General features: G+C 50.0%; 15 protein-coding genes. 14 read left to right on the top strand and 1 reads right to left on the bottom strand.

Annotated elements, in window-relative coordinates; all coding sequences use genetic code 11:
- The first annotated feature begins 87 nt into the window (after positions 1-87).
- The 9 genes from dnaJ to C170_RS24400 all read left to right on the top strand — a co-directional run bounded on the left by dnaJ (position 88) and on the right by C170_RS24400 (position 7,281).
- Positions 88-1,212, top strand: a complete 1,125-nt coding sequence (dnaJ, locus tag C170_RS24440) for a molecular chaperone DnaJ (RefSeq protein WP_036615086.1) — start codon at positions 88-90, stop codon at positions 1,210-1,212.
- A gap of 240 nt (positions 1,213-1,452) precedes the next feature.
- The gene (locus C170_RS24435; protein ID WP_017687219.1) at positions 1,453-1,821 is read left to right on the top strand and encodes a hypothetical protein; all 369 of its coding nucleotides are present in this window, start codon (positions 1,453-1,455) and stop codon (positions 1,819-1,821) included.
- 257 nt (positions 1,822-2,078) lie between these two features.
- Positions 2,079-2,258 carry a YfhD family protein gene (locus C170_RS24430; protein WP_036615084.1) on the top strand — a complete coding sequence of 60 codons (180 nt, stop codon included), beginning with the start codon at positions 2,079-2,081 and terminating at the stop codon, positions 2,256-2,258.
- Complete coding sequence (locus tag C170_RS24425; RefSeq protein WP_036615083.1) at positions 2,251-2,643, top strand: hypothetical protein; 393 nt, start codon at positions 2,251-2,253, stop codon at positions 2,641-2,643. The genes C170_RS24430 and C170_RS24425 overlap by 8 nt, the downstream gene beginning before the upstream one ends.
- A gap of 189 nt (positions 2,644-2,832) precedes the next feature.
- Positions 2,833-3,798: a 50S ribosomal protein L11 methyltransferase gene (gene prmA / locus C170_RS24420; RefSeq protein WP_036615080.1), complete on the top strand. Its 966-nt coding sequence runs from the start codon at positions 2,833-2,835 to the stop codon at positions 3,796-3,798.
- A 3-nt stretch (positions 3,799-3,801) separates the two neighbouring features.
- Positions 3,802-4,482 (top strand): site-2 protease family protein, encoded by a 681-nt coding sequence (locus C170_RS24415; protein ID WP_036615077.1) that lies wholly within the window; start codon positions 3,802-3,804, stop codon positions 4,480-4,482.
- 137 nt (positions 4,483-4,619) lie between these two features.
- A complete protein-coding gene (locus tag C170_RS24410) occupies positions 4,620-5,384 on the top strand; it encodes an RsmE family RNA methyltransferase (RefSeq protein ID WP_036615075.1) in 765 nt (254 codons plus the stop codon).
- 2 nt (positions 5,385-5,386) lie between these two features.
- Positions 5,387-6,733 carry a tRNA (N(6)-L-threonylcarbamoyladenosine(37)-C(2))-methylthiotransferase MtaB gene (mtaB, locus tag C170_RS24405; protein WP_036615072.1) on the top strand — a complete coding sequence of 449 codons (1,347 nt, stop codon included), beginning with the start codon at positions 5,387-5,389 and terminating at the stop codon, positions 6,731-6,733.
- A gap of 113 nt (positions 6,734-6,846) precedes the next feature.
- Complete coding sequence (locus C170_RS24400; protein ID WP_036615070.1) at positions 6,847-7,281, top strand: NUDIX hydrolase; 435 nt, start codon at positions 6,847-6,849, stop codon at positions 7,279-7,281.
- 57 nt (positions 7,282-7,338) lie between these two features.
- Here C170_RS24400 and C170_RS24395 read toward each other — a convergent pair whose 3' ends face one another.
- The gene (locus C170_RS24395) at positions 7,339-8,340 is read right to left on the bottom strand and encodes a Na/Pi cotransporter family protein (protein ID WP_017687227.1); all 1,002 of its coding nucleotides are present in this window, start codon (positions 8,338-8,340) and stop codon (positions 7,339-7,341) included.
- A gap of 388 nt (positions 8,341-8,728) precedes the next feature.
- On the opposite strand from C170_RS24395, the gene C170_RS24390 reads away from it, so the two are divergent.
- The 5 genes from C170_RS24390 to C170_RS24370 all read left to right on the top strand — a co-directional run bounded on the left by C170_RS24390 (position 8,729) and on the right by C170_RS24370 (position 22,886).
- Positions 8,729-10,105, top strand: a complete 1,377-nt coding sequence (locus tag C170_RS24390; RefSeq protein WP_036615067.1) for a class I SAM-dependent rRNA methyltransferase — start codon at positions 8,729-8,731, stop codon at positions 10,103-10,105.
- A 199-nt stretch (positions 10,106-10,304) separates the two neighbouring features.
- The gene (addB, locus tag C170_RS24385) at positions 10,305-13,808 is read left to right on the top strand and encodes a helicase-exonuclease AddAB subunit AddB (protein ID WP_036615064.1); all 3,504 of its coding nucleotides are present in this window, start codon (positions 10,305-10,307) and stop codon (positions 13,806-13,808) included.
- On the top strand, positions 13,805-18,232 hold the full coding sequence (gene addA, locus C170_RS24380) for a helicase-exonuclease AddAB subunit AddA (RefSeq protein ID WP_036615061.1): 4,428 nt from the start codon (positions 13,805-13,807) through the stop codon (positions 18,230-18,232). Before addB ends, addA begins: the two co-directional genes overlap by 4 nt.
- Positions 18,233-18,285: 53 nt before the next feature.
- The gene (locus C170_RS24375) at positions 18,286-19,470 is read left to right on the top strand and encodes an exonuclease SbcCD subunit D (RefSeq protein ID WP_036615059.1); all 1,185 of its coding nucleotides are present in this window, start codon (positions 18,286-18,288) and stop codon (positions 19,468-19,470) included.
- Positions 19,467-22,886, top strand: coding sequence for an SbcC/MukB-like Walker B domain-containing protein (locus C170_RS24370; RefSeq protein WP_036615057.1), 3,420 nt, complete (start codon positions 19,467-19,469; stop codon positions 22,884-22,886). The genes C170_RS24375 and C170_RS24370 overlap by 4 nt, the downstream gene beginning before the upstream one ends.
- The last annotated feature ends 138 nt before the right edge of the window (positions 22,887-23,024 follow it).

Below are 23,024 nucleotides of genomic sequence, written 5' to 3'. Positions count from 1 at the left end.
AGAGGGAAAGTCATAGCCGGGGCTCCCGCGCTTTGGCTTTCCTTTTGTCACGATGTGCGATATGGTGAATGATATGGGGGTGGAAGAGTGGCTGAAAAGCGTGATTATTATGAGGTGCTTGGCGTTAGTAAAACGGCTAACGACGATGAAATTAAAAAGGCTTACCGTAAGCTTGCCCGTCAGTATCACCCTGACGTAAACAAGGCTGCTGATGCGGAAGCTAAATTTAAAGAAGTTAAAGAAGCTTACGACGTAGTGAGTGACGGTCAGAAGCGTGCACAATATGATCAATATGGTCATGTCGATCCGAATCAAGGTGGATTCGGTGGTGGCGGTGATTTTGGCGGCGGCGGATTTGGCGACATCTTCGACATGTTCTTTGGCGGCGGTGGCGGTGGACGACGTGATCCAAATGCTCCGCAACGGGGGAATGATCTGCAATACACGATGACGATTGAGTTCAAGGAAGCTGTATTCGGTAAAGAAACCGATATTACGATTCCGCGTACCGAAGGCTGTGATACCTGTCATGGCTCAGGTGCCAAACCTGGAACGAAACCGGAAACCTGCTCGGTCTGCCAAGGTAGCGGTCAGCAGGAAGTCGTGCAAAATACACCGTTTGGTCGTATGGTTAATCGTCGTGCATGTTCGAACTGTAGCGGTTCGGGCCAAATTATCAAAGAAAAATGTACAACGTGCAGTGGCAGCGGTAAAGTCCGCAAGCAACGCAAAATCCATGTCCGCATTCCAGCGGGTGTAGATGATGGCGCGCAACTGCGTATGACAGGTGAGGGCGAAGGCGGCCTGCGTGGCGGACCAGCGGGAGATCTGTATATTGTCATTCGCGTGAAATCACATGATTTCTTCGAGCGTGAAGGCGACGATATTTATTGCGAAATCCCACTTACCTTTGCTCAGGCAGCTCTGGGAGATGAAGTTGAGATCCCGACGCTCACCGAGAAAGTGAAGTTGAAAGTACCAGCTGGTACACAAACGGGAACGTATTTCCGCCTCAAAGGCAAAGGTGTACCACGCCTGCGCGGTATGGGGCAAGGGGATCAGCATGTGAAAGTGGTTGTGGTTACACCTAGTAAGCTGAATGACGAGCAGAAAGATCTGCTTCGCCAAATTGCTTCGCTGGATGGAGAGCAAACACATGAGCATGAACAATCTTTCTTTGATAGAGTGAAACGCGCCTTCCGCGGCGACTGAGAATAAAATAAAGCAAGTCCAAAAGGACACCACAGTGGTTTTTACCGCAGGGTGTCCTTTTTTGTGCGCCTTTTTTTGTGGTTCAGTGGTTTTTGTGAAATCCATGGATCTATGCTACGAAGCTCGACAGCAATTTGTGGGAGCATTTCGGTATATTCTGAGCAAACTTGCGGAAAGATAGCATGGCGAGAATGATATGCATAGCTGATATGCGAGAAATTAGGGAAGCAGGTGAAGCGGATGACCGAGAAAAATATTTTGGCGTACTTTCACAGCCCGGAGCAGGCTCAAGGGGCGGCCAAAAAACTGGAGGCATTGCGAGTGGAGGACCTGTCGATTAATCGATTCAGCCGATATGCGGGTGTAGGACCAAGCGGGGCTTCCTACAAGCCGGGCGTTTCCGGCAGTTTTTCATCATGGGTGCCCGATTCGATGCAAACAAATGCCAGTGCTGGAATCATGGCTGCGGCGGACCCTTCTGCAAGCGGCATGAGTGATGGTGGACAGGGTGGACCTACAGGAAGAGATGTATTACTTACTGTCATCGTAGATGAATCGGTACATCACCGCGCTATGTCTATTATCGAACAAGCCGGTGGAATGATCTAGTTTCAAGAAATCCATATAAGATGGACAGATAATTACACTTTAACGGAGAGTGTAGAACCAATCTGAAGAAGCGAAGCGTTCGCCTAAAAGCTTTCGCAAGAAAGCTGCTTCGGAAGCATACGCTATCCCCGGATTTCTCCCTTTAAGGAGGGAGTTGAAGGAATCTGGGGATAACAGCGATCGGAGGATGGGGCTACAATCGGAGCTTACAGTGTAACAAATATTAGTTCATTTTAATTTGAAGGAGGAGCATTACAATGGCAGAACATGAACGTCCAGGTAAGATTTTAACGAAAACGGAAAAGATGAAACGTATGCAATCCGCGAAAAATGAGGATGTGGAATTCAGCGCTGAAGTTGCGGATCATGAAGATATAGAAGCACTACGCCGCAGTGAAGCGGCTGATCGAAGACAGGGACGGGAGCTTCATGACTGAAGATCGCTCGGCAGTGACCCTCGAAGCTGTTTTTACAAGCTGGACTGAGGCCGAGTCTGCACGCAGAGCCCTGGAATTTTTGCACCCGAACCAATTAAGCATTGAGAGCCTTGGCAATGAAGCGTCTGCATTGGGCTCAAACGATGTTACGGGCTCCGATAATTCTCCTACGGCCGTCGTCGGAGGATTTAGTGGCGAACTGAATGTACTTGCCTTGATTAGTGATGAAACGGAAATGTTGTCCAATGGTCAGGTGTATGATACACCCAAAGAGGACTCGGCCAACAGGCTAAAACAAGAAATTTTGCTGACCGTATCCGTATCCAACGATTCGCTCCCGCAAGCCGCAGAGATGATCACGCAGAATGGTGGGCGTTTTTGCTAAGTGAGATTCAAATTATGCAAAATGCTGAAGTAAATTAAACAGATATGTATGAATAGATGACAGGATATTCGAGCAGTCAGGTTGCGGATATCCTGTTTTGTTTTTCTTTTAGTGGTCGGCTTTGTGCTCCGGCTAGCTTGTGTAGTACAATAGTTGGGATGTTTGAATAATGAGGAGGAAAAACCAAGTATGTTATGGCATGAACTAACAATACATACCACAGAAGAAGCTGTGGAGATGATTTCGAATTTTTTACATGAAGCGGGTGCTGGTGGGGTTTCGATTGAAGAGTCCGGTACTTTAAATAAAAAACGGGACACGACATATGGTGAGTTATACGACGTTCCTTTGAATGATATTCCGGAAGGCTTTGCAGTCATCAAAGGGTACTTCTCCGAAGGTACGGATATGGTTGCATTACAGTTAGAAGTTAATCCGAGAGTTGAGGAACTCTCCGAATTCGGAATTGATACAGGTGAGGTTCGTTATGAGACGCGTACAGTGGATGAAGATGACTGGGCAACAGCCTGGAAACAATATTTCAAGCCGGTACGTGTATCGGAACGTTTGACGATCAAGCCAACGTGGGAAGAGTATACGCCTGAAAGTCCAGATGAGAAAATTATTGAGCTTGATCCAGGCATGGCTTTTGGTACAGGAACCCACCCAACGACCTCCCTCTGCTTGCGCACACTGGAAACGGTTATTCAGGGCGGCGAGGAAGTTATTGACGTAGGTACAGGCTCTGGTATTTTGGCTATTGGAGCGATAAAACTTGGGGCAAAACATGTACTGGCGCTCGATCTTGATCCAGTTGCCGTAATTAGTGCCAGGGAGAATGTGGAACTGAATGGGCTGGAGCAACAAATTACGGTTAAAGAGAGTGATCTGTTGTCCGTCCTTGGGAGTCAGGACCCTGCACTTGGTGTACAACTGCCGGTTAAGGTTGTCGTGGCGAACATTCTGGCTGAGATCATTTTGTTGTTCGTAGACGATGTCTATCATGCGCTTGAGTCTGGTGGCACCTATATTGTATCCGGCATTTGGAAGAACAAAGAGCAGGTTGTGCATGATGCACTGGTAGCCTCCGGATTTGAAGTGAGTGCGATCCACCGTGATGAGGATTGGCTGGCGTTTGTAGCCAGAAAGGGGTAACGTATGGACTTTTGGAATTCGTTCTTTCGTTATCCGATTGATCAGCTTCCGTTTTTCCTGCTGACCATTCTGATCGCATTTACGGTGCATGAATTCTCGCATGCGTATTTTGCTAACAAATTTGGTGATCCAACAGCGAAGCTGTTGGGTCGGGTCACGCTGAATCCGGTTGTACACTTTGACTTGTTTGGTGTGCTGCTGCTCATTATTGCCGGCTTTGGTTGGGCACGTCCAGTTCCCGTTAATCGGGCTAATTTCGACAAACCTAGATTGATGGGCATTATCGTATCCGCAGCAGGGCCTCTGAGCAATCTGTTGCTCGCGATCATCGGTACAATTATCTATGCTTCACTGGTTGGTTCGGGAGCACTCGGTGGCATTGATAATGAGCGGTTACTGACAGCAATCACAACGTTCTTCGCTATCTTTAACTTAACCAACTTTTTCCTGTTCCTGTTTAACTTGATTCCGTTCCCACCACTGGATGGTTATCGGATTCTAGAGGATCTACTGCCACCTTCAATCAGCCGCAAGCTGCAAGGGGTGGAGCAATGGTCTATTTTTATCTTCCTATTGATTCTTGTTATACCTCCGTTGCAAAATGTGACGATTCAACCTTTGTATGAGTTTGCGCAAACGATGTATGTGGATCTGGCAAAGGTGATTATCGAATTATATCGCTAAAAGCGCATTGTTTATGGACCGGAATACTGGTCAGAAACACGTAAAAGTTGTATGATCATCTGTGGCGATTGGATTCACGCCTGCCATCAGGCGGGGTGAATTCCAATCATAACAGGACAGAATGGGTGGATTGACTAATGCAGCGATATTTTGTATCTGCAGAACAGTTTAATGAACACGCTGTGATCATCACAGGTGATGATGCACGCCATATTGGCAAGGTCATGCGTGGTAAACCTGGAGATAAACTGATTGTCAGTGACGGAAACTCCAGAGAAGCACTCGTGGAAATTGAGAGTATTGAAGTTGGCCAAGTGACAGCCAATATTGTGGAACCTCTCGAGATGGACCATGAAGCACGGATTCGTGTAACCGTGGCACAGAGTTTGCCCAAGGGTGACAAGATGGAAACAGTCATCCAGAGATGTACTGAGATTGGGGCGGTATCATTTGTACCCTTCCTATCAGAACGTACGATTGTGCAATATGATGCCAAGAAAGAAGGCAAACGGTTGGAGCGGTGGCGGAAAATTGCCAAGGAAGCTGCCGAACAGAGTCACCGGAATCGTATTCCATCCGTCGAACAGCCGCTTTCCTGGAAAGGGCTGTTATCTTCTTTTGAGGGCTATAGCCTGGTATGTTATTGTTATGAGAAAGAAAACGGTAAACAGCTGAGAGATGCACTGAAGCCGTTTATAGAGCAGCTTGCACCTGATGCAAGTGCAGAAGTTTTGATCGTGGTTGGACCGGAAGGTGGATTTTCTGAGAAGGAGACGGCAGAGGCTGATCAGGCAGGTGCTGTATCTGTTGGACTGGGCAAACGCATTTTGCGTGCTGAGACAGCTGGAATGGCAGCACTAACTTGCGTGCTATATGAATCCGGAGAAATGGGAGGAATGTAATTATGCCATCCGTGGCGTTTTACACCTTAGGCTGCAAAGTTAATTTCTATGATACAGAGGCGATTTGGCAATTGTTCAAAAACGAAGGTTACGATCAAGTGGACTTTGATGAACAGACAGCGGATGTATACTTGATTAATACTTGTACAGTAACCAATACCGGCGACAAAAAGAGCCGTCAAATTATTCGTCGTGCCATTCGGCGCAACCCGGAGGCGATTGTGGCCGTTACAGGCTGCTATGCGCAGACTTCTCCGGCAGAGATTCTGGACATCCCAGGGGTGGATCTGGTTATCGGTACACAGGACCGTGACAAGATTTTACCATACGTTAATGAAATTCAGGAGTCCCGTCAACCGGTTAATGCGGTGCGTAATATTATGAAAACCCGTGTGTTTGAAGAAATGGACGTACCGGATTTTGCTGACCGCACCCGCGCATTCCTGAAGATTCAGGATGGTTGCAATAACTTCTGTACATTCTGCATTATTCCATGGTCTCGTGGTCTCTCACGTAGTCGGGAAGCAAACAGCATTATTCAACAGGCGCATCAACTCGTACACGCCGGATACAAAGAAATTGTTCTCACCGGTATTCATACAGGTGGGTATGGCGATGACATGGAGAACTATGATCTGACCGATCTGCTGTGGGATTTGGATAAGGTAGAGGGTTTGGAGCGTATTCGAATCAGCTCGATTGAAGCCAGTCAGATCGATGACCGCATGCTCGACGTGATCAAACGTTCGGATAAACTCGTTCGTCACTTCCATATTCCGCTGCAAGCGGGTGATGATACGGTGTTGAAACGCATGCGCCGTAAATATACGACAGAAGAGTTTTACAACAAAATGCTTCGCATTCGGGAAGCAATGCCTGATGTAGCGATTACAACAGACATCATTGTTGGATTTCCAGGTGAGACGGATGAGATGTACCGTAATGGCTATGAGTTGATGCGGAAGATCGGTTTTTCCGAAATGCACGTATTCCCTTATTCCAAGCGTACGGGTACACCAGCAGCACGAATGGAAGATCAGGTGGACGAAGAAGTCAAAAATGCACGTGTGCATGAACTGATTGACTTGTCTGAACAGATGCAGCTGGAGTACGCTGAGCAGTTTGTTGGACAGGTACTGGATGTTATTCCCGAAGGGGAAGCCAAAGGCCGCGAGGGAAGTGGCAAGCTGCACGGTTATAGCGACAACTACATTCAACTGGTCTTTGACGGAACGATGGATATGGTCGGTAAAGTGTGCCGAGTCAAAGTGGTTAAAGCCGGCGTCAACGAGAGTCAGGCTACGCTGGTACGTGTGTTGGAAGAGAATCTTAAGTCCGCCGCGATGTGATCGAGGCGTCAGAAACAAGGATTTCATTTCCTTGGGGAGCTTACCCGGGGAGATGAGGTCCTTCTTTTGCAAAAAATAAGATAAAGATATCGAAGTTGATGGGGGAGAGCACGATGAACAAAAAAGAAATTTCAGCAGGCGGAGTTGTTTATAGAACAGGGGAAGACGGACGTCTTCAAATTCAGCTTATCGTAGATCGTTATGGTAAAACAACTCTCGCCAAGGGCAAAATGGAAGATGGAGAAACAATTGAACAGACGGCACTGCGCGAGATTTTGGAAGAGACAGGTATGGTGGGTCGCATTGTAGAGCCGGTTGATATCATTGCTTACACGTACCAACATGCAGATTTTGGCCCGGTGGACAAGGAAGTTCATTATTATCTCGTTGAAGCCGAGAGTGGTGATCTACAGCCTCAGATTGAAGAAATCAAGGGTGTGGATTGGTATGCTCCGGAAGAAGCATGGTCCTTACAGCAGCAGAGCGGATATGATAATAACGATGATATCTTGCGTGTAGCCCTGAACAAGTTAGGCATTAACGTATAACGCACTATTGTTCGAGTCAGTTAGCCGCGCGCTCTGTGGGTTTGGATAGGCAGATCATCAAGCCACGGGTGACTTCGCCGCGGGGGCGTGGACCGGTGGTTTTTTGTGCCAGATTGGCAAGTAACAGAACGGTAAAGCAAGCAGTGAACTGGTGATGTTAAAAAGGGTCTGGGCATGCGCAATCTGTGCCCCGTTGTCCGCTGACAGCCAAGCCGAAGCTGCATGCAGCTGGCCGATCAGCGGCATAAACAGCAGCGCTCCCGCAATGTTTAATACAACATGGGAGGCTGCGACAAATTTGCCTGCGGATGCTCCGCCCGCGGCAGCAATCACAGCGGTGATGCAGGTCCCCACATTGGACCCGATCACAATGGCGATGCCGATCTCCACAGGCAATACCCCTGTGGCTGCCAGCGTAATCGCCATGCTAATGACAGCTGCGCTGCTGTGAATGAGCGCTGTCAGACAGGCACCTGCCAGGAAGCCCCACCACAAGCTGTCGGCAGAGCGGTCGAGAAACCATTGAAATACGCCCATGCTCCGCAAGGGTAAGGCAATGGATTGCATCACCTGAATGCCTGTCATAACAAGTGCAAATCCCGCAGCTGCGAGGAAGCTGTACTGGATGTTAAACAGAGTCTGACGCGTGCGTTCAGGAGCGGCCAGATTGCGTTCACCAAGAACAACAAACATGGCCCAGCCCGTTAGCGACAGGACGAGTAGCGGAAGGGAAGCACGTCCGATCTGCAGTCCCACCAGCTCCGTCGTCAGGCATGTCCCGATGTTGGTGCCAAGGATGATGCCAAGTGTGCGCCCATAGGTAATTAATCTGGCATTAGCCAGTCCAATGGTGAGTACGGTGACCGCAGTACTGCTCTGTAACAAGGCCGTTGCGCCTGCACTGAAGGCCATGCCTTTCCATGGAGCAGAGGTGGCGCGATTGAGCCAACCTGCCAACATGGGCCCAGCCATGCGCTGCAAGGCCGTTTCCATCAGCTTCATGCCACCAAAAAAGATAATAAGCCCATAGAGTAGGGGCAATATCACATCTCTAAACATAGAAACATCATTCCTTCCGTCCGGTTCCTTAACTCATCCTATGAGTAAGAAGAGACAACCATGACAAGCCTAAAGGAATTCAGAGGGAAGCGACCTAAATTACCCCACCCCAATTCGGAAGATACGGTGATTCGTAACCGGAACGTCACTTAACTGCTGCACCCCAATTCGAAAGATACGGTGATTCGTGCAAGTGTAGTGGAGGGGACGAAATCGAATCTGAAGAAGCGAAGCGTGCGCCTTTGTCTCCGGATTTTCCCTTTAAAAAGGGAATCAAAAAATTCTGGAGACAACAGCGATCAGAAGATCGATTCGTAACCGGAACGTCACCTACGCGCCGCACCAAACCTATCTTTTGAACTATTAAATTAAAGGAAGTGGATCTACCTTGCCATCAGTTACACTCGAACGCAGTCGCAAAAAGCGGCTTGAACATGCACATCCATGGATATTTAACAATGAAATTGCCTCTGTTGACGGAAACCCGGAACCGGGAGATCTGGTCAATGTATTGAATCATCAAGGTCGCTATCTGGCGACAGGTTATTACAATCCTGCATCTCAGATCACTGTAAGGGTTGTAGCGTATCAACCTCTGGAGTCCGAACAGATGGACACCGCGTTTTTTGCAGCGCGTTTCCGCGATTGCTTGCGTCACCGGGAACGTTTTATCCATGATGGAGAGGCATACCGTCTCGTTTACGGAGAAGCTGATTTTCTACCAGGATTGATCGTTGACCGTTTCGGTAGCATCCTCGTTGTACAGTTGCTTACACTTGGCATGGATCGTTGCCGTGAAGCCATCGTACAGGCACTCATTGAAGTAATGCAGCCGGAAGGCATATATGAGCGCAGTGATGTCTCGATTCGTGAACTGGAAGGTTTGGAACAGACCAAAGGTCCGCTGTATGGAGAGTGCCCACGGCATGTCACTGTTACAGAGAATGGGCTACTCATTAAAGTGGATATCGTGGAAGGGCAGAAGACAGGTTACTTCTTCGACCAACGTGAGAATCGTGCAGCCATCGAACCGCTCATGAAGGGTTGGGGCTACAAGAGTGGAATCACACTTCAAACGACTGAGCAGGATGGCACAGAGCAGCTCTTGCCTGTGAATAAAAGCGGTAAGGTAGTTACATACCCATATTGGGATGGTGCCACTGTACTGGAGTGTTTCTCACACACGGGCAGCTTTACGTTGAATGCTTGCAAGTATGGAGCCAAAAAAGTGACTTGTCTTGATATTTCGGAGCATGCCATTGAGAGTGCACGAACAAATGTGGAGCTGAACGGTTTCACTGACCGGGTCGAGTTCGTAGTTGCTGATGCATTCCAGTACTTGCGTGAACAAGTGAAAGGGCTGGATGAACGTACCTCACGTGCACGTGCAGGCGAACAGAAAGTGGATACATCCAAAGCGCTTGCAGCTGGCGGTAAAACATTTGATGTGGTCATCCTTGATCCTCCTGCATTTGCCAAAACGAAATCAGCAGTTAAAGGTGCATGTCGCGGTTATAAAGATATCAATCTGCAAGGAATGAAACTGGTCAATGAGGGTGGATATTTGGTAACAGCCAGCTGTTCGTATCACATGCGTCCAGACCTCTTCCTGGATACGATTGCCGATGCAGCGGAAGATGCAGGCAAAGTGCTTCGTTTGATCGACTGGAAAGCAGCCGGTAAGGATCACCCACAAATTTTGGGCGTGGATGAAGGACATTACCTGAAATTTGCTATTTTCGAAGTGCGCAGTAAAAAGAATTAATCGTATGATTTTCGTTCCAATCAAGTATAGATCAAGTCAAAAGTCCACAGTGTGATAGCTGCGGGCTTTTTGCTGTTTTGCTGTGTTAACGGAGATGATCTCCGGTTTTACCGGATAGTGGCAAACGTATGTTCCGAACCAAGTCAGATATGTTATACTGGGAATTAAAATCTTGTACGTGTGGTTTGGAGGATTAGACATGTCCGTTCGTTTTGTTATTGGCCGGGCAGGCAGCGGAAAAAGCTTGCTGATTACCCGGGAAATTACATCCCTGCTTCAAAAGGAGCCGCAAGGCACACCTTTGATTTTACTCGTTCCCGAACAGAGTTCTTTTCGAACAGAGCAGGTATTGGTGTCTTCTGGAGCAATTAAAGGTACCATGCGTGCAGAAGTGCTCGGCTTTCGCCGTCTAGCCTATCGTGTAATGCAAGAAGCAGGTGGTTCTGCTCGTATTCCGATCGGAGCCGAAGGCAAAAAGATGCTGCTCTACAAGGTCATCCAGCGCCGTAAGGAAGAATTAAAGCTGTTTGGTGCATCCGGCAGCCAGCTGGGTTTTATAGGCGAATTAAATGACTTATATAGTGAATTTAAACGTTATGAAGTTGATCCATCATTGCTGGAAGACGGGCTGTCTGGAGGGAATACCTCATCCACTTCGCCAATTCTGGAGGACAAGTTGCATGACTTGAATCTGATATATCGTGACTATGAACAGGAACTGACCAATTTATATATTGATGATGAAGACACGTTGACCGAGCTGACAGATCGTTTGTCGGAAAGTGCATTGCTGCAGGATGCCCAGATCTGGATTGATGGTTTTCAGGGATTCACACCACAGGAGATGAGTGTGATTGGTCGGCTGATGTTGCAGTCCTCTTCCGTGACGATTGCACTGACATTGGATCGTCCTTATGATCATGGCGCACTGCCTGGAGAACTGGAACTATTTTTTCCTACGGCAAGTGCCTATGCGCGCCTGAAAGGAATGGCTGACGAACTGGGTGTAACGAGCGATATAACCGTGCTAGATTCGGAGATTCCACCGAGATACAAGGATCGTCCGGGACTTGCTCATCTGGAGGCTGGTTTCGACCGACGAATTCGTTGGAAAAGTGAAGGCCTTGATTCCGGAATCCAACTGGTTGCAGCGGAGAACCGACGAGCTGAGATGGAGGGAGCACTGCGTGAGATGCGGCGCTTGGCACAAAACGAAGGTGCGCGTTATCGGGACATGGCGGTACTTGTCCGGCAGTTGGATACCTACGCTGATATAGCTGAACCGTTATTCAGGGATTATGACGTACCCGTCTTTCTCGACCGGAGAAGAAATGAACTTCATCATCCATTATCTGAGTTTATCCGTTCCGCACTGGATATTGTTCGGCGCCACTGGCGTTACGAGGATGTATTTCGCTGTGTCAAAACGGATCTGCTGCTTCCGCGTGATGGTTCCATCACTCGTGAAGATATGGACCAGCTTGAGAATTATGTACTGGCTTGTGGTATTCACGGGTATCGCTGGACTGACGGCAAACCGTGGAAGTATGTACCAAGCCTGTCGCTGGAAGACAACGGTCAGGATGGCCGTAGTCGAGGACGGGATCAGATGCTTTCTTTAATGGAGAGCTGCCGAACGGTCATTACAGATTCCTTGGGTGCTTTTGAGAAACGAATGAAAAAGGCAAAGACAGCCAAAGCCCAGTGCGAGGCACTATACAGACTGCTGGAAGATGCTGAGATCGCATGGAAGCTGGAAAACATGTCTGCTGAAGCTAAGGCACAAGGTGACCCCGAACGGTCGAGAGAACATCGGCAGATGTGGGGAGCTGTGCTAGATTTATTGGATCAGATGGTCGATATGATGGGGAATGAACGGCTGGATATCACGCTGTTTTCCGGGATGATTGAGACCGGATTGACGGAACTGAAGCTGGGTCTGGTACCACCAGCACTTGATCAGGTTTTGATGGGTTCTATGGACCGTACACGCCTTCAGGACATCAAATACGTATTTATCCTTGGCGCCGTTGATGGTGAATTACCCGCCGTACCTCAGGATGATGGCGTATTAACGGAACTGGAGAGAGCGTTACTGACGGAAAGAGGCATGGCGCTTGGACCAGGTGCAACAAGGCAGATGCTGGATGAACGTTTTCTGATCTATACGGCACTTACAGCGGCAAGCAGCCAGTTGTGGCTGAGTTACCCGGTTGCTGATGATGAGGGGAAAGCACTGCTTCCTTCCGAGATTGTCCGCCATGTACGGAAGATGTTTGGTCTACAAGAACAGCCATTGCTCGCTCAACCACCGGTTGCGAACTCGGAAGAAGCGCATTGGTCCTATGTCACCCATCCGGGTCAGAGTCTGTCAACGCTTATTGGACAATTGCGCAAATGGCGCCGCGGAGAAGACATCCCTGAAATGTGGTGGGCGGTCTACAATTGGCATGTATCTCGAGAGACAAGCAGACCTCAGCTGGAACGGTTGATGGGATCAATCTTTTATCGTAATCGGGCATTACCACTACGTACAGCTACCAGTCGCAGACTGTATGGTACAGAGGTGAGGACGAGTGTCTCGCGAATGGAGCGGTTCGTCGCTTGTCCGTTCTCCCATTTTGCTTCGCATGGGCTGCGTCTCAAAGAACGGCAATTGTACCGCCTTCAGGCTCCTGATATCGGACAGCTGTTTCATGCTGCACTAAGCCAGTTGGCTATGCGATTGCGCGAAGAAAATCGTAGTTGGGGCAGTTTGACTCCAGACCAATGTCGTCAGGAAGCCGAGCAAACTGTGGAGCAGATTGCACCACAGCTGCAAGGGGAGATTTTGCTAAGCACCAAGCGATACGGTTATATTTTCCGCAAATTGAAGGACATTGTTAGCCGGGCATCGGTTATTCTTGGTGAACAGTCCAGACGTGGAAGTTTTGAACCGATTGGATTGGAGCTTGATTTTGGACCCGATAAAACACTGCCGCCACTACGTTTTGAACTGGAGAACGGCTGTGTGATGGAGATCGTGGGTCGAATTGACCGTGTAGATGTCGCAGAAGGAGAGAATGGTCTGCTCCTGCGTGTCATTGACTATAAATCAAGCCAGACGGACCTCAAGTTACATGAAGTGTACTATGGTCTGTCATTGCAAATGCTCACCTATCTGGAGGTGCTGCTTAGTGCTGCCGAAGAATGGCTTGGGGAAACGGCGATGCCTGGAGGAACGTTGTATTTCCATGTGCATAACCCGCTGTTGCAATCCGCAAACGGCATGACATCGGAGCAGGCAGGACAAGAACTGCTGAAACGGTTCAAAATGAAAGGTTTGCTGCTGGCGGATCGGGATGCAATCGCTCAAATGGACAACACCCTGGATAAGGGGTATTCAGCGATTATTCCGGTTGCCCTTAAGGCAGATGGCAGCTTTTATAGCAGTGCAGCTGTAGCTACGCCAGAGCAATGGGATACGCTGCTTGCTTCGGTTCGCAGTAATATCCGTGAGATTGGTACCCGGATTACGGATGGGGATGTGGCCATTGAGCCTTATCGTATTCAGCAGGAAGTGGCGTGTACGTTCTGTCCGTATAAGCCTGTTTGTCAGTTTGATGAGAATATAGAAGGAAATGAATACAACCTGTTGTCCAAACCGGGCAAACAGCAAATCTGGGATATGTTATCTCACACCAAGGGAGGGGAAACATCATGACGAATATGCCAAAACCGGAGGGTAGCTTCTGGAGTGATGACCAGTGGAGTGCCATCTCGGAAAGCGGAGAAGACATACTGGTTGCCGCAGCGGCGGGATCAGGCAAGACAGCCGTGCTGGTTGAACGAATTATTCGCAAGATCGCAGATCCCTCCCGAGGATACAGTGTGGATCGTTTACTTGTAGCTACGTTTACCAAAGCGGCCGCCGCCGAGATGAAACAACGGATTCGGGAAGCGTTGGAACGTGCGCTGGAAGAACAGCCTGGAGAAGAGCATCTGCGTAAGCAGCTATCGCTGCTTGGACGGGCATCTATTACAACGCTGCATTCATTCTGTATGGAAGTCATTCGCCGTTATTATCAGCAAATTCCGTTGAACCCGGCTTTCCGTATCCTGAATGAAAATGAAGCGGAAATCATGCGGCAGGAACTGCTTGAAGAACTATTTGAGGAAAAGTATGGCGAAGAAGATGAAGGGAGTACATTCCGCGAATTAGTAGACTGGTTCAGTGGAGAACGAAACGATGATGCGATGCATCGACTGGTGCAACGTTTGTATGATTTCTCCCGCAGTCATTCCTGGCCGGATCATTGGCTCTCGGAGATGGCATCTGCTTTTCAGGTGGAAAGTGTAGAGGCACTTGGACATTCAGCATGGGTTCAGAGTATTTTGCGTGATGCGGCTCTTGCTTTAAGTGGTGCAGCAGGATTGCTCCGTCAAGGCATTCATATTTCCATGCAGCCTGAAGGTCCGGCACCTTATGCAGATACGTTAAAAGAAGACCTGGTGATGGTAGAAGAACTGTTGTCTGCGGCCCAGGTTATGCCATGGGAAAGGTTGCCTGAAGTGTTTCAACCCGCTACATTTGGCAAATTGAAACCTTGCAAGAAAGATCAGACGGACCCTGCTTTACAAGATCAGGTGAAGGAACTCCGTGAGGCTGCGAAAAAGGCAGTTACCGACCTGAAAGGTTCATTGTTCGGGAGAAGTGCGTTTGCGTTCTGGCAGGAGTTGGAGCAAGCGGCACCACTCATGCAGGAGTTGTCGAGGTTGGTTAGTACATTTGGAGAACGTTATCGACAGGCCAAACAGGAACGTGGGCAAGTTGACTTCAGTGATCTGGAGCATTACTGTCTTCACATTTTGCGACATGAGGATTCAACGCCTGAACTGTCGATGCCTTCCGATGCGGCTATGGAGTACCGTTCGCGATTCGATGAAGTGTTGCTTGATGAATATCAGGATACCAATACGGTTCAGGAAGATATCGTGAAACTGATCTCCAGAGAAAACCCGGGTAACCGATTCATGGTCGGTGATGTCAAACAGAGTATCTACCGTTTCCGGTTGGCTGAGCCAGGTCTGTTTATGAACAAGTATCGCCAATATGGAGCGAGCACAAATGAGGACGGAATGGTGGAAGAACGTCTGCATCGTACAGGTCAACGTATTGATCTTGCGCGGAATTTTCGTAGTCGAGCAGAAGTCGTGCATTCGGTCAATATGATATTCCGGCAACTCATGAACGAAGGTGTGGCAGAGATTGCTTACGATGAACGAGCTCAACTGGCATATGGGGCTACCTTCCCGTCAGAAACACTTGGTGATGAGGCGTATACACCTGAACTCATGCTGATCGATCGTCAGGGTGGTGGTCCTGATCTGACAGAGAGTACGGATGAGAATGGGGATGCATCGGTCTCCGCAGAACTGGAGAGTGCCGAACTTGAAACAGCCCAGTTGGAAGCGAGGGCAATCGCAAGGCGTATTCGGGAGATGGTTGGAGACACGGACAAACCTGCCCTTCATGTATATGACAAAGCTCTGCAAACGATGCGCCCGGCACGTTACGGTGACATGGTCATCTTGTTGCGTTCAACATTGATGTGGGCTCCGCTCATGATTGAGGAGTTCAGACAGCAGGGAATTCCTGCTGGAGGAGAACAGAGCAAGGGTTATTTTCAGGCTACAGAAGTGGAAATCATGATGTCTCTGCTTCAGCTTGTTGATAATCCAAGGCAGGATATTCCGCTTGCTTCCGTGCTTCGTTCCCCGATTGTTGGACTGGATGAAGAGGAACTGGCACAGATTCGGCTTGGTGACAAAAGACAGTCATTCTATGATGCGGTTATATCGGCTGCGGGAGATTGGAGCGATTCCTCCACTAATGCTGTACAACAATCCCGGCAGGATAATCATCCTGATTCCAATATGGTCCAGTTGCAGTGGCCGGAAGCCTGGGCAGAGATGGAACAGGGACAGCGGGAGACAGCAGCTTCAGTCGAGGCAGAGATCCTGGATGATGTCTATGAATCCGATGTGCATACATTGCATACAGATGGAATGCAAGATGCTGGTGTTGCGGGACATGCAAGTGAGGATTTGGGCATAACGGAGATCTCAGGCTCGGAATTACAGCAAAAGTTAATTCGTTTTATGCGTCAATTGGAGCAGTGGAGACTTGAGGCAAGGCAAGGCAGTCTAAGTGAACTGATCTGGCGTATGTATCGGGAAACCGGTTATTTGGACTGGGTTGGTGGTCTTCCAGGAGGGCTGCAACGTCAAAGTAATCTTAAGGCATTGTACGACCGCGCACGACAATATGAGGAATCAACTGCGAATCGCGGCTTGTTCCGTTTCCTGACCTATGTTTCCAGACTGCGGGAAAACGGGGGAGACCTCGGAACTGTAGCAAGTAGCTCTGGTGAGCAGGACAACGCCGTACGTATCATGACGATTCACCGGAGTAAGGGTTTGGAGTTTCCAATTGTCTTTGTCGGTGGCATATCCAAGATGTTTAATCAGCAGGACTTGAACGCACCGTTTCTAATGCATAAGGAACTGGGATTTGGTCCGAGGTTTGTGGATCGTGAGAATCGGGTTGCCTATCCTACATTAGCCAATCTGGCGATTCGTCGTCGTGCGCAATTTGAACTGCTTGCTGAAGAGATGCGTGTGTTGTATGTTGCGTTGACCCGTTCCAAAGAGAAAATGATTTTGCTGGGTACTGTAAAAGATGCCGCGAAAAAAGCGCTCGCGTGGTCTCAGGTCAAGGATAGCCCTGAATTGGCATTGCCAGACTATCTGCTTGCTGCTGGACGGAGTTACCTGGACTGGATTGGACCATCCCTGATGAGACATCCAGATGCGGCTGTGCTGCGTGAACTTGCTGGAAGCAATGATTCGTTCTCAGCTTGTCTTGCAGATGATCAATCACGATGGGCGATCTCTATTATTTCCGCCGATCAGGTATCCCGTGACCATGTGGTAGATCTGACACTCGGAGAAGAAGACGGGATAAATGAGGTACGGAAAGAACGAATTGCTGCACTAAAAGCCGTCCAACCCGTGAAGTTGGTTACATCTTCAACTGTAGAAGAGCTGACGAAGAGTGCACAAGATACGGCTAACCAAAACATTGGAGATGAAGGTGCAGACATAGTAGCTCTTCAACAAGAGGAGACACGGCTGATCAACGAGGTTGATCAACGACTTTCATGGACGTACCCCTATGAAGCAGCAACTCAAGTAGCAGCCAGTACATCTGTCACGGAGTTGAAAACGTTACTTGCGATGCAGGATATCCAGTCCGTAGAGGTGATGGAGGAACTGGGAGAACAGTCCGAGAAATTATTGGCTCACAACAACCCAGAAATCAATTACACCAAAGATGAAGCAGGCCATGTACTACGTGGCGTATCCGATGAATCTAACGAGCGTGAGACTGGATCATGGACAGATTCAAACGGTACGGTGAACCTTCAGGATGCGGGATCTGCAGGTACGTCTTTCAAACTGCACCTGCGTCGTCCCAAATTCATGGAGGCAACGCAGTTGACAGGGGCAGAACGGGGGAACGTGTATCATACGTTGATGCAGCATCTTCCTATAGATGGATCATCTGTTGATTCACAACTTATTGAACAGACAATTGAGCGATTGATTAAGCTTCAGATTTTGCTGCCCCATCATGCTGCGGCTATCGAACCTGAAGAACTGGCCGGATTTTTCAATACAGAACCAGGGAAAGAATTATTGCGTGCAGCGTGGGTGAAACGGGAGATTCCGTTTGTGTATGGACTTCCGGCACATCAGTCTCCTGTGGAATGGCTACATGAACGGGCGGCGAACTCAGATATGCAGATAATAAATGAAGATAGCAAAATGCAGGCAACGATTGAAAATGAAACCGTGCTTGTACAGGGGATTATCGATTGTCTGTATGAGGTGGACGGCGAGCTTGTCTTGCTTGATTACAAGACGGATCGGGTATTGGAGCATCGTGGTGGTTTGGATGAACTCACCAAAAATTATCGCTTCCAGCTAGATCTGTATGGACGGGCCATTGAAGATATATTGGGTCGGAAAGTTGACCGGAAATGGCTGTACTTTTTTGATGGTGGACATGCAGTGAAATTGTAAAAGATCGGAATTTAAAACCATGGATTTCATATGGGAGAGGGGTGGAACGGACGATGCGTATTTTGCATACAGGGGACTGGCATTTGGGAAAAACGCTGGAAGGACGAAGCCGACTGCGTGAACAGGAAGATTTCGTTGATGAACTCGTCAGGGTCGCTGATGAGCAACAGGCAGATGCCATATTGATGGCCGGAGATGTGTATGATTCGGTTAATCCTCCCGCAGCGGCGGAACAACTTTTTTATGAAGCTGCAGCACGTCTGACGGAGCATGGAAGACCTCTTGTGGTGATTGCAGGGAATCATGATCAGCCAGAACGTGTAGCTTCTGTAACTCCACTTGTGAACAGACAGGGCATTACACTCGTAGGGATGCCTACTTCAGAAGCGGTAACCATCCATGCAAAGCGAACCGGAGAAATTGCACAGATTGCCGCATTACCTTATCCTTCTGAAGCCAGATTGAATGAACTGCTGACAACAGATGGGGACGAAAATGTGCTTCGTCAGGCATACAGTCACCGGGTGGGCATGTTAATGCAGCGTCTGGCAGCTTCTTTTCGCCCGGATACCGTGAACTTGGCCATGAGCCATATCTATGTGCTCGGCGGACTTGAGAGTGATTCGGAACGTCCGATTCAGATCGGTGGGGCCTACACGGTGGACCCATCATCTTTATCGACTGGTGCGCAATACACGGCGCTTGGGCATCTTCATCGTGCACAGGCTGTCAAAGGAGACGGTGTGATTCGATATAGCGGTTCTCCTCTCGCCTACAGCTTCTCGGAAGCAGGGCAGAGCAAGTCTGTCACGATGGTTGATCTGGCGCCGGGTGGAGCAGCACAGGTAGAAGAAGTTTTGTTAACGTCCGGGCGTCCGCTTGTACGTTGGCAGGCCCGTGGTGGTCTGGCAGAAGTATATCGCTGGCTGGATGAGGGGCGTGATCCACAGGCTTTTATCGACATGGAAGTGTGGCTGGATGAGGCAATGTCCCTGAAGGAGATTCAGCAGCTGCGAAAATCACATGAAGGTATCATTCACATACGCCCCGTGTATCCCGAGATGGCTGCAGCAGGACTTTTGGAGCAACGATCCGAGCTACCTGTACATGAACTGTTCCGTAAATTCTATCAGCGTCAGACCGGTGGTGCACAGCCGGAAGACAGCCTAGTACAGCTTTTCCTGGAACTTGTGGATGAAGACGAGCCGGGTGTGCGTGAGGAGGTCGAGGAAAGATGAAGCCAATTCTATTAAAAGTTGCCGGACTGCAAAGTTATCGGGAGATGCAGGAGATTGATTTTACCGTGCTGACGGAGACGGGACTATTCGGTATTTTCGGTCCAACGGGTAGTGGTAAATCTTCCTTGCTCGATGCCATCACACTCGCCATGTACGGAAAAGTGGAACGCGCGGTGAACGGGACGCAAGGCATTATGAATCATGCAGAGGATTCGTTGTCGGTTGCTTTTACATTTGAACTGATGTCGGCGGAAGGCACTCGAAGGTTCCGGGTAGAGCGACGTTTCAAACGAAATAATGAAGTTTCGGTGAGTAACACGATCAGCAAATTCATAGAGACGGTTAATGGCGAAGAACAGGTACTTGCCGACAAATTGGCAGATGTGAATCGCTGCGTTGAAGATGTGATCGGTTTGAAGATGGATGATTTTACACGGGCAGTGGTGCTTCCGCAAGGGAAGTTTGCCGAGTTTTTGTCACTCAAAGGCAGTGAACGTCGTCAGATGCTGCAACGATTGTTCCATCTGGAGAAGTATGGGGATCAGCTGGCCATCAAATTAAGTCGGCGGGTTAAGGATAATGATATGGTTCACCAATCTCTTGCTGCGGAGCAACAGGGACTTGGGAATGCCAGCAAGGAGACGCTGGAAGAAACGAAACGTCTTCTTCAAAACGCTGTTCAGCAGTCTGAATTGTCCCGCAAAGCGCTGGATGAAGCTGTGAAGGAAGCTGAACAACTGGGCAAAATTCGTGAGTTAAGTAACGAACGGCAGGCCCGGACGGATGAACAGCAGAAGCTGAAAGCACTGGAACCACAGATAGAGGTAGGCGAACAACGGCTGAAACAATCCGTTGCGGCAGATGCAATACTGCCTGCATTGCAGACGATTCGAGATGCCATGGCTACACAGAAGCAGCGGCAGGATACTGCCGAGACAGCTCATCAGCAAGCACTGGAACATGAGCGTCTGGCTGTTCAGGAAGCGGAGAAGGCTGAGACGGCACGCAAGCAAATGACTGAGGAAGAACCGAAACTTCTGCTGCGCCTGGAGCAACTCGAACAAGCAAAAGAGCTGCAACGTGAACGGGACGGACTTCAAGCCGATTGCTCGCGCCTCGCGCAGTTGCTGGAACAGGGGCAGAGCGAACAAACTGCGCTGGGACAGCAGCTTGAGAAAGAAAAGGAACTGCAACAGCGCGGACGCAAACGGCGAGAGGAACTACAGGAGAGCCTCAAGCCAAATGAAGTGAAGTCAGAGGAACGCAGGCAACTTCAAGCTGCGCTAGAACTGAAACATCGTGTGGATACTGCCGCGGAGCAGTTGCAGCAAAATAAGGCTGACATGCAAGCCTATAAGCAATCGGCAGAACAGGGAGCCGACAAGCTGAAGGCGGCGGCTGAGGAAGAAAAACGCCTGAGTGATCAGCGTCAGCATCTGGTAGAACAGGCGTCAGCAGGTCTTGAGGCCTTGCTTGCCTGTGAGCAGGACATTAGCCGCGAACAAAGCCTGCTGGCCCTTGCGGAGGAACGGCTGCGTGGCACGATGCGCGAGCAGGAGCTGCACCGGCTGTCCTCCGCCTTGCGCGCCGAACTGCACGACGGCGAGCCATGCCCGGTGTGCGGCTCGCCGCATCACCCGCTCCCGGCTGCCCCGCCGGGAGAAGGTCCGCACGCAGGCGACGCGGACCTGGAACTGCTGCGCAGCCTGCACGCGGAGCTGCAGGAGCTGCGCTTTGGGCTGCGCCAGCAGCTGCACGAACGTCGCAGCCTGCTGACGCAGCTTGGCGCTGCGGCCGGCGAAGCTCCGGCCGCAGCCGAGGCCGCGCCTGCGGCAGCGGAGCCCGAGCCCGCCGGGTCGCCCGAACACGGGCGCTCCCCGGCAGGCTGGGCATCGCGTGCCGCTGCGCTGCGCGAAGCCGCGCAGGCGCTGGCTACCGCAGCAGCGCCGCTCCAAGCCGAAGCCGCCGCGTTACAGCAGGCGGCTGTGGGCGCGCAGCAGCGCCGCATGGAAGCGGCAGCTGCGCAAGAGGCCGGCCGTGCCGGGCTCACCCAGGCGGAGCGCAAGCTGGCTGAGAGCGAGGCCGCAGCGGCTACTTTGCAGAGCCGCTGGGCCGCAGAACTGCCGGGCATCGCTCAGGAGGAGGCCAAGGCCCTCTATCAGGCGATGCAGGAGCGCGATGCGCGCGCCGAAGACATCAAGGAACGTCTGAACAAAAGCGTGACGTTCCTTGAGGAAAAAGACCAAATCATTCAATCTCTCCAGCAGAAGCTGGTGGAATTGGACAAACAACTGATTCAGTGGCAAACGGAGTGGCAGGGCAATAGCAAACAGCTGGCCGAGAAGGAAGAACGCTTGCGCCAGTGGGTTGGGGAGCAACGGGTAGAAGATCTGATTACTGCGGCTCAGGCTCGTCTGGATGGACTGCGGAAAACAGCTTCGGACTCGGCACAACGCTTCAAAGAAGCGGACACGCTGAAGCAGGAATCAGCCAAGAAAGACGTCATGGCACAGCAGGCAGCCGCCTCGGCCACAGAACATCTGCAACAAGCACAGGAACGGTGGAAGCAATTGCTGGAACAATCTCCATTTGACTCAGATGATGCTGTTGTATCCGCGGCAATTCCTGCACAGGAAGCAGAGCGACTGGCAGGGGAGATCCAGCAGCACCGGGAACGTGAGCGTGAACTGGCATCCCAGTTGCGTGAACTGGAACAAAAGCTGGGTGGTGCTGTCGTATCGGAGGAACAGTGGTTAGCCTGCACCGAACGTTTGCAGCAGGTCCGAATTGAGGACGAGGCTGCCCTTCGTGCCAAAGCACGTGCAGAACGTGATTTGGAGGATGTGGAGCAGCGACATGTTCGCTGGACCGAACTGGAGAACAAGCGGGTGGAGGTAAGCCGTCAAGGCGAACTGCTCAGCAAGCTGCAATCCGCGTTCAGAGGCAATGCTTTTGTTGAGTATATTGCGGAGGAACAACTGATGCAGGTTAGTCATGCGGCATCTCAGCGTCTGCGCTTCCTGACCAAACAGCGTTATTCACTGGAGGTGGATTCCGGTGGTGGTTTTGTGATCTGTGATGATGCCAACGGGGGAGTCAAACGACCGGTATCAACGTTGTCAGGTGGCGAGACATTTTTGACTTCGTTGTCACTGGCCTTGGCACTGTCGGCCCAGATTCAACTGCGAGGTCAGTACCCACTTCAATTCTTCTTCCTGGATGAAGGGTTTGGTACCCTTGACCCTGAACTGTTGGATACCGTCATTACGTCTCTGGAAAAATTGCATGACGATCGATTGGCTGTTGGTGTCATCAGTCACGTGCCTGAACTGCGTGCACGCTTGCCGCGCAAACTTGTGGTGATTCCGGCAGGTGAGGCCGGAAACGGCTCACGTGTGGTCTTGGAGACTCTGTAGAGGGCAATGTGTAAGCAATATAGATCATAGAAGCGCCTCTAATAGTCCAAGCAAAATGAATATTAGAGGTTGTTCAAAAAGTCCGCTTTTGATTACGAATGGTGCCTAGCGGCATCATCAACATCTAATATGGAATTC

Origin of the sequence: Paenibacillus sp. FSL H7-689, assembly GCF_000517905.1 — a bacterium.
GTDB lineage: Bacteria > Bacillota > Bacilli > Paenibacillales > Paenibacillaceae > Paenibacillus > Paenibacillus amylolyticus.
This window is presented reverse-complemented; position numbering and strand designations above follow the sequence as displayed.

Bases quoted from the DNA above. Each gene is read 5' to 3' on its own strand.
- C170_RS24435 (WP_017687219.1), top strand. From the start codon at position 1,453: ATGACCGAGAAAAATATTTTGGCGTACTTTCACAGCCCGGAGCAGGCT.
- C170_RS24430 (WP_036615084.1), top strand. From the start codon at position 2,079: ATGGCAGAACATGAACGTCCAGGTAAGATTTTAACGAAAACGGAAAAG.
- C170_RS24425 (WP_036615083.1), top strand. From the start codon at position 2,251: ATGACTGAAGATCGCTCGGCAGTGACCCTCGAAGCTGTTTTTACAAGC.
- prmA (WP_036615080.1), top strand. From the start codon at position 2,833: ATGTTATGGCATGAACTAACAATACATACCACAGAAGAAGCTGTGGAG.
- C170_RS24415 (WP_036615077.1), top strand. From the start codon at position 3,802: ATGGACTTTTGGAATTCGTTCTTTCGTTATCCGATTGATCAGCTTCCG.
- C170_RS24410 (WP_036615075.1), top strand. From the start codon at position 4,620: ATGCAGCGATATTTTGTATCTGCAGAACAGTTTAATGAACACGCTGTG.
- mtaB (WP_036615072.1), top strand. From the start codon at position 5,387: ATGCCATCCGTGGCGTTTTACACCTTAGGCTGCAAAGTTAATTTCTAT.
- C170_RS24400 (WP_036615070.1), top strand. From the start codon at position 6,847: ATGAACAAAAAAGAAATTTCAGCAGGCGGAGTTGTTTATAGAACAGGG.
- C170_RS24395 (WP_017687227.1), bottom strand. From the start codon at position 8,340: ATGTTTAGAGATGTGATATTGCCCCTACTCTATGGGCTTATTATCTTT.
- addB (WP_036615064.1), top strand. From the start codon at position 10,305: ATGTCCGTTCGTTTTGTTATTGGCCGGGCAGGCAGCGGAAAAAGCTTG.
- addA (WP_036615061.1), top strand. From the start codon at position 13,805: ATGACGAATATGCCAAAACCGGAGGGTAGCTTCTGGAGTGATGACCAG.
- C170_RS24375 (WP_036615059.1), top strand. From the start codon at position 18,286: ATGCGTATTTTGCATACAGGGGACTGGCATTTGGGAAAAACGCTGGAA.
- C170_RS24370 (WP_036615057.1), top strand. From the start codon at position 19,467: ATGAAGCCAATTCTATTAAAAGTTGCCGGACTGCAAAGTTATCGGGAG.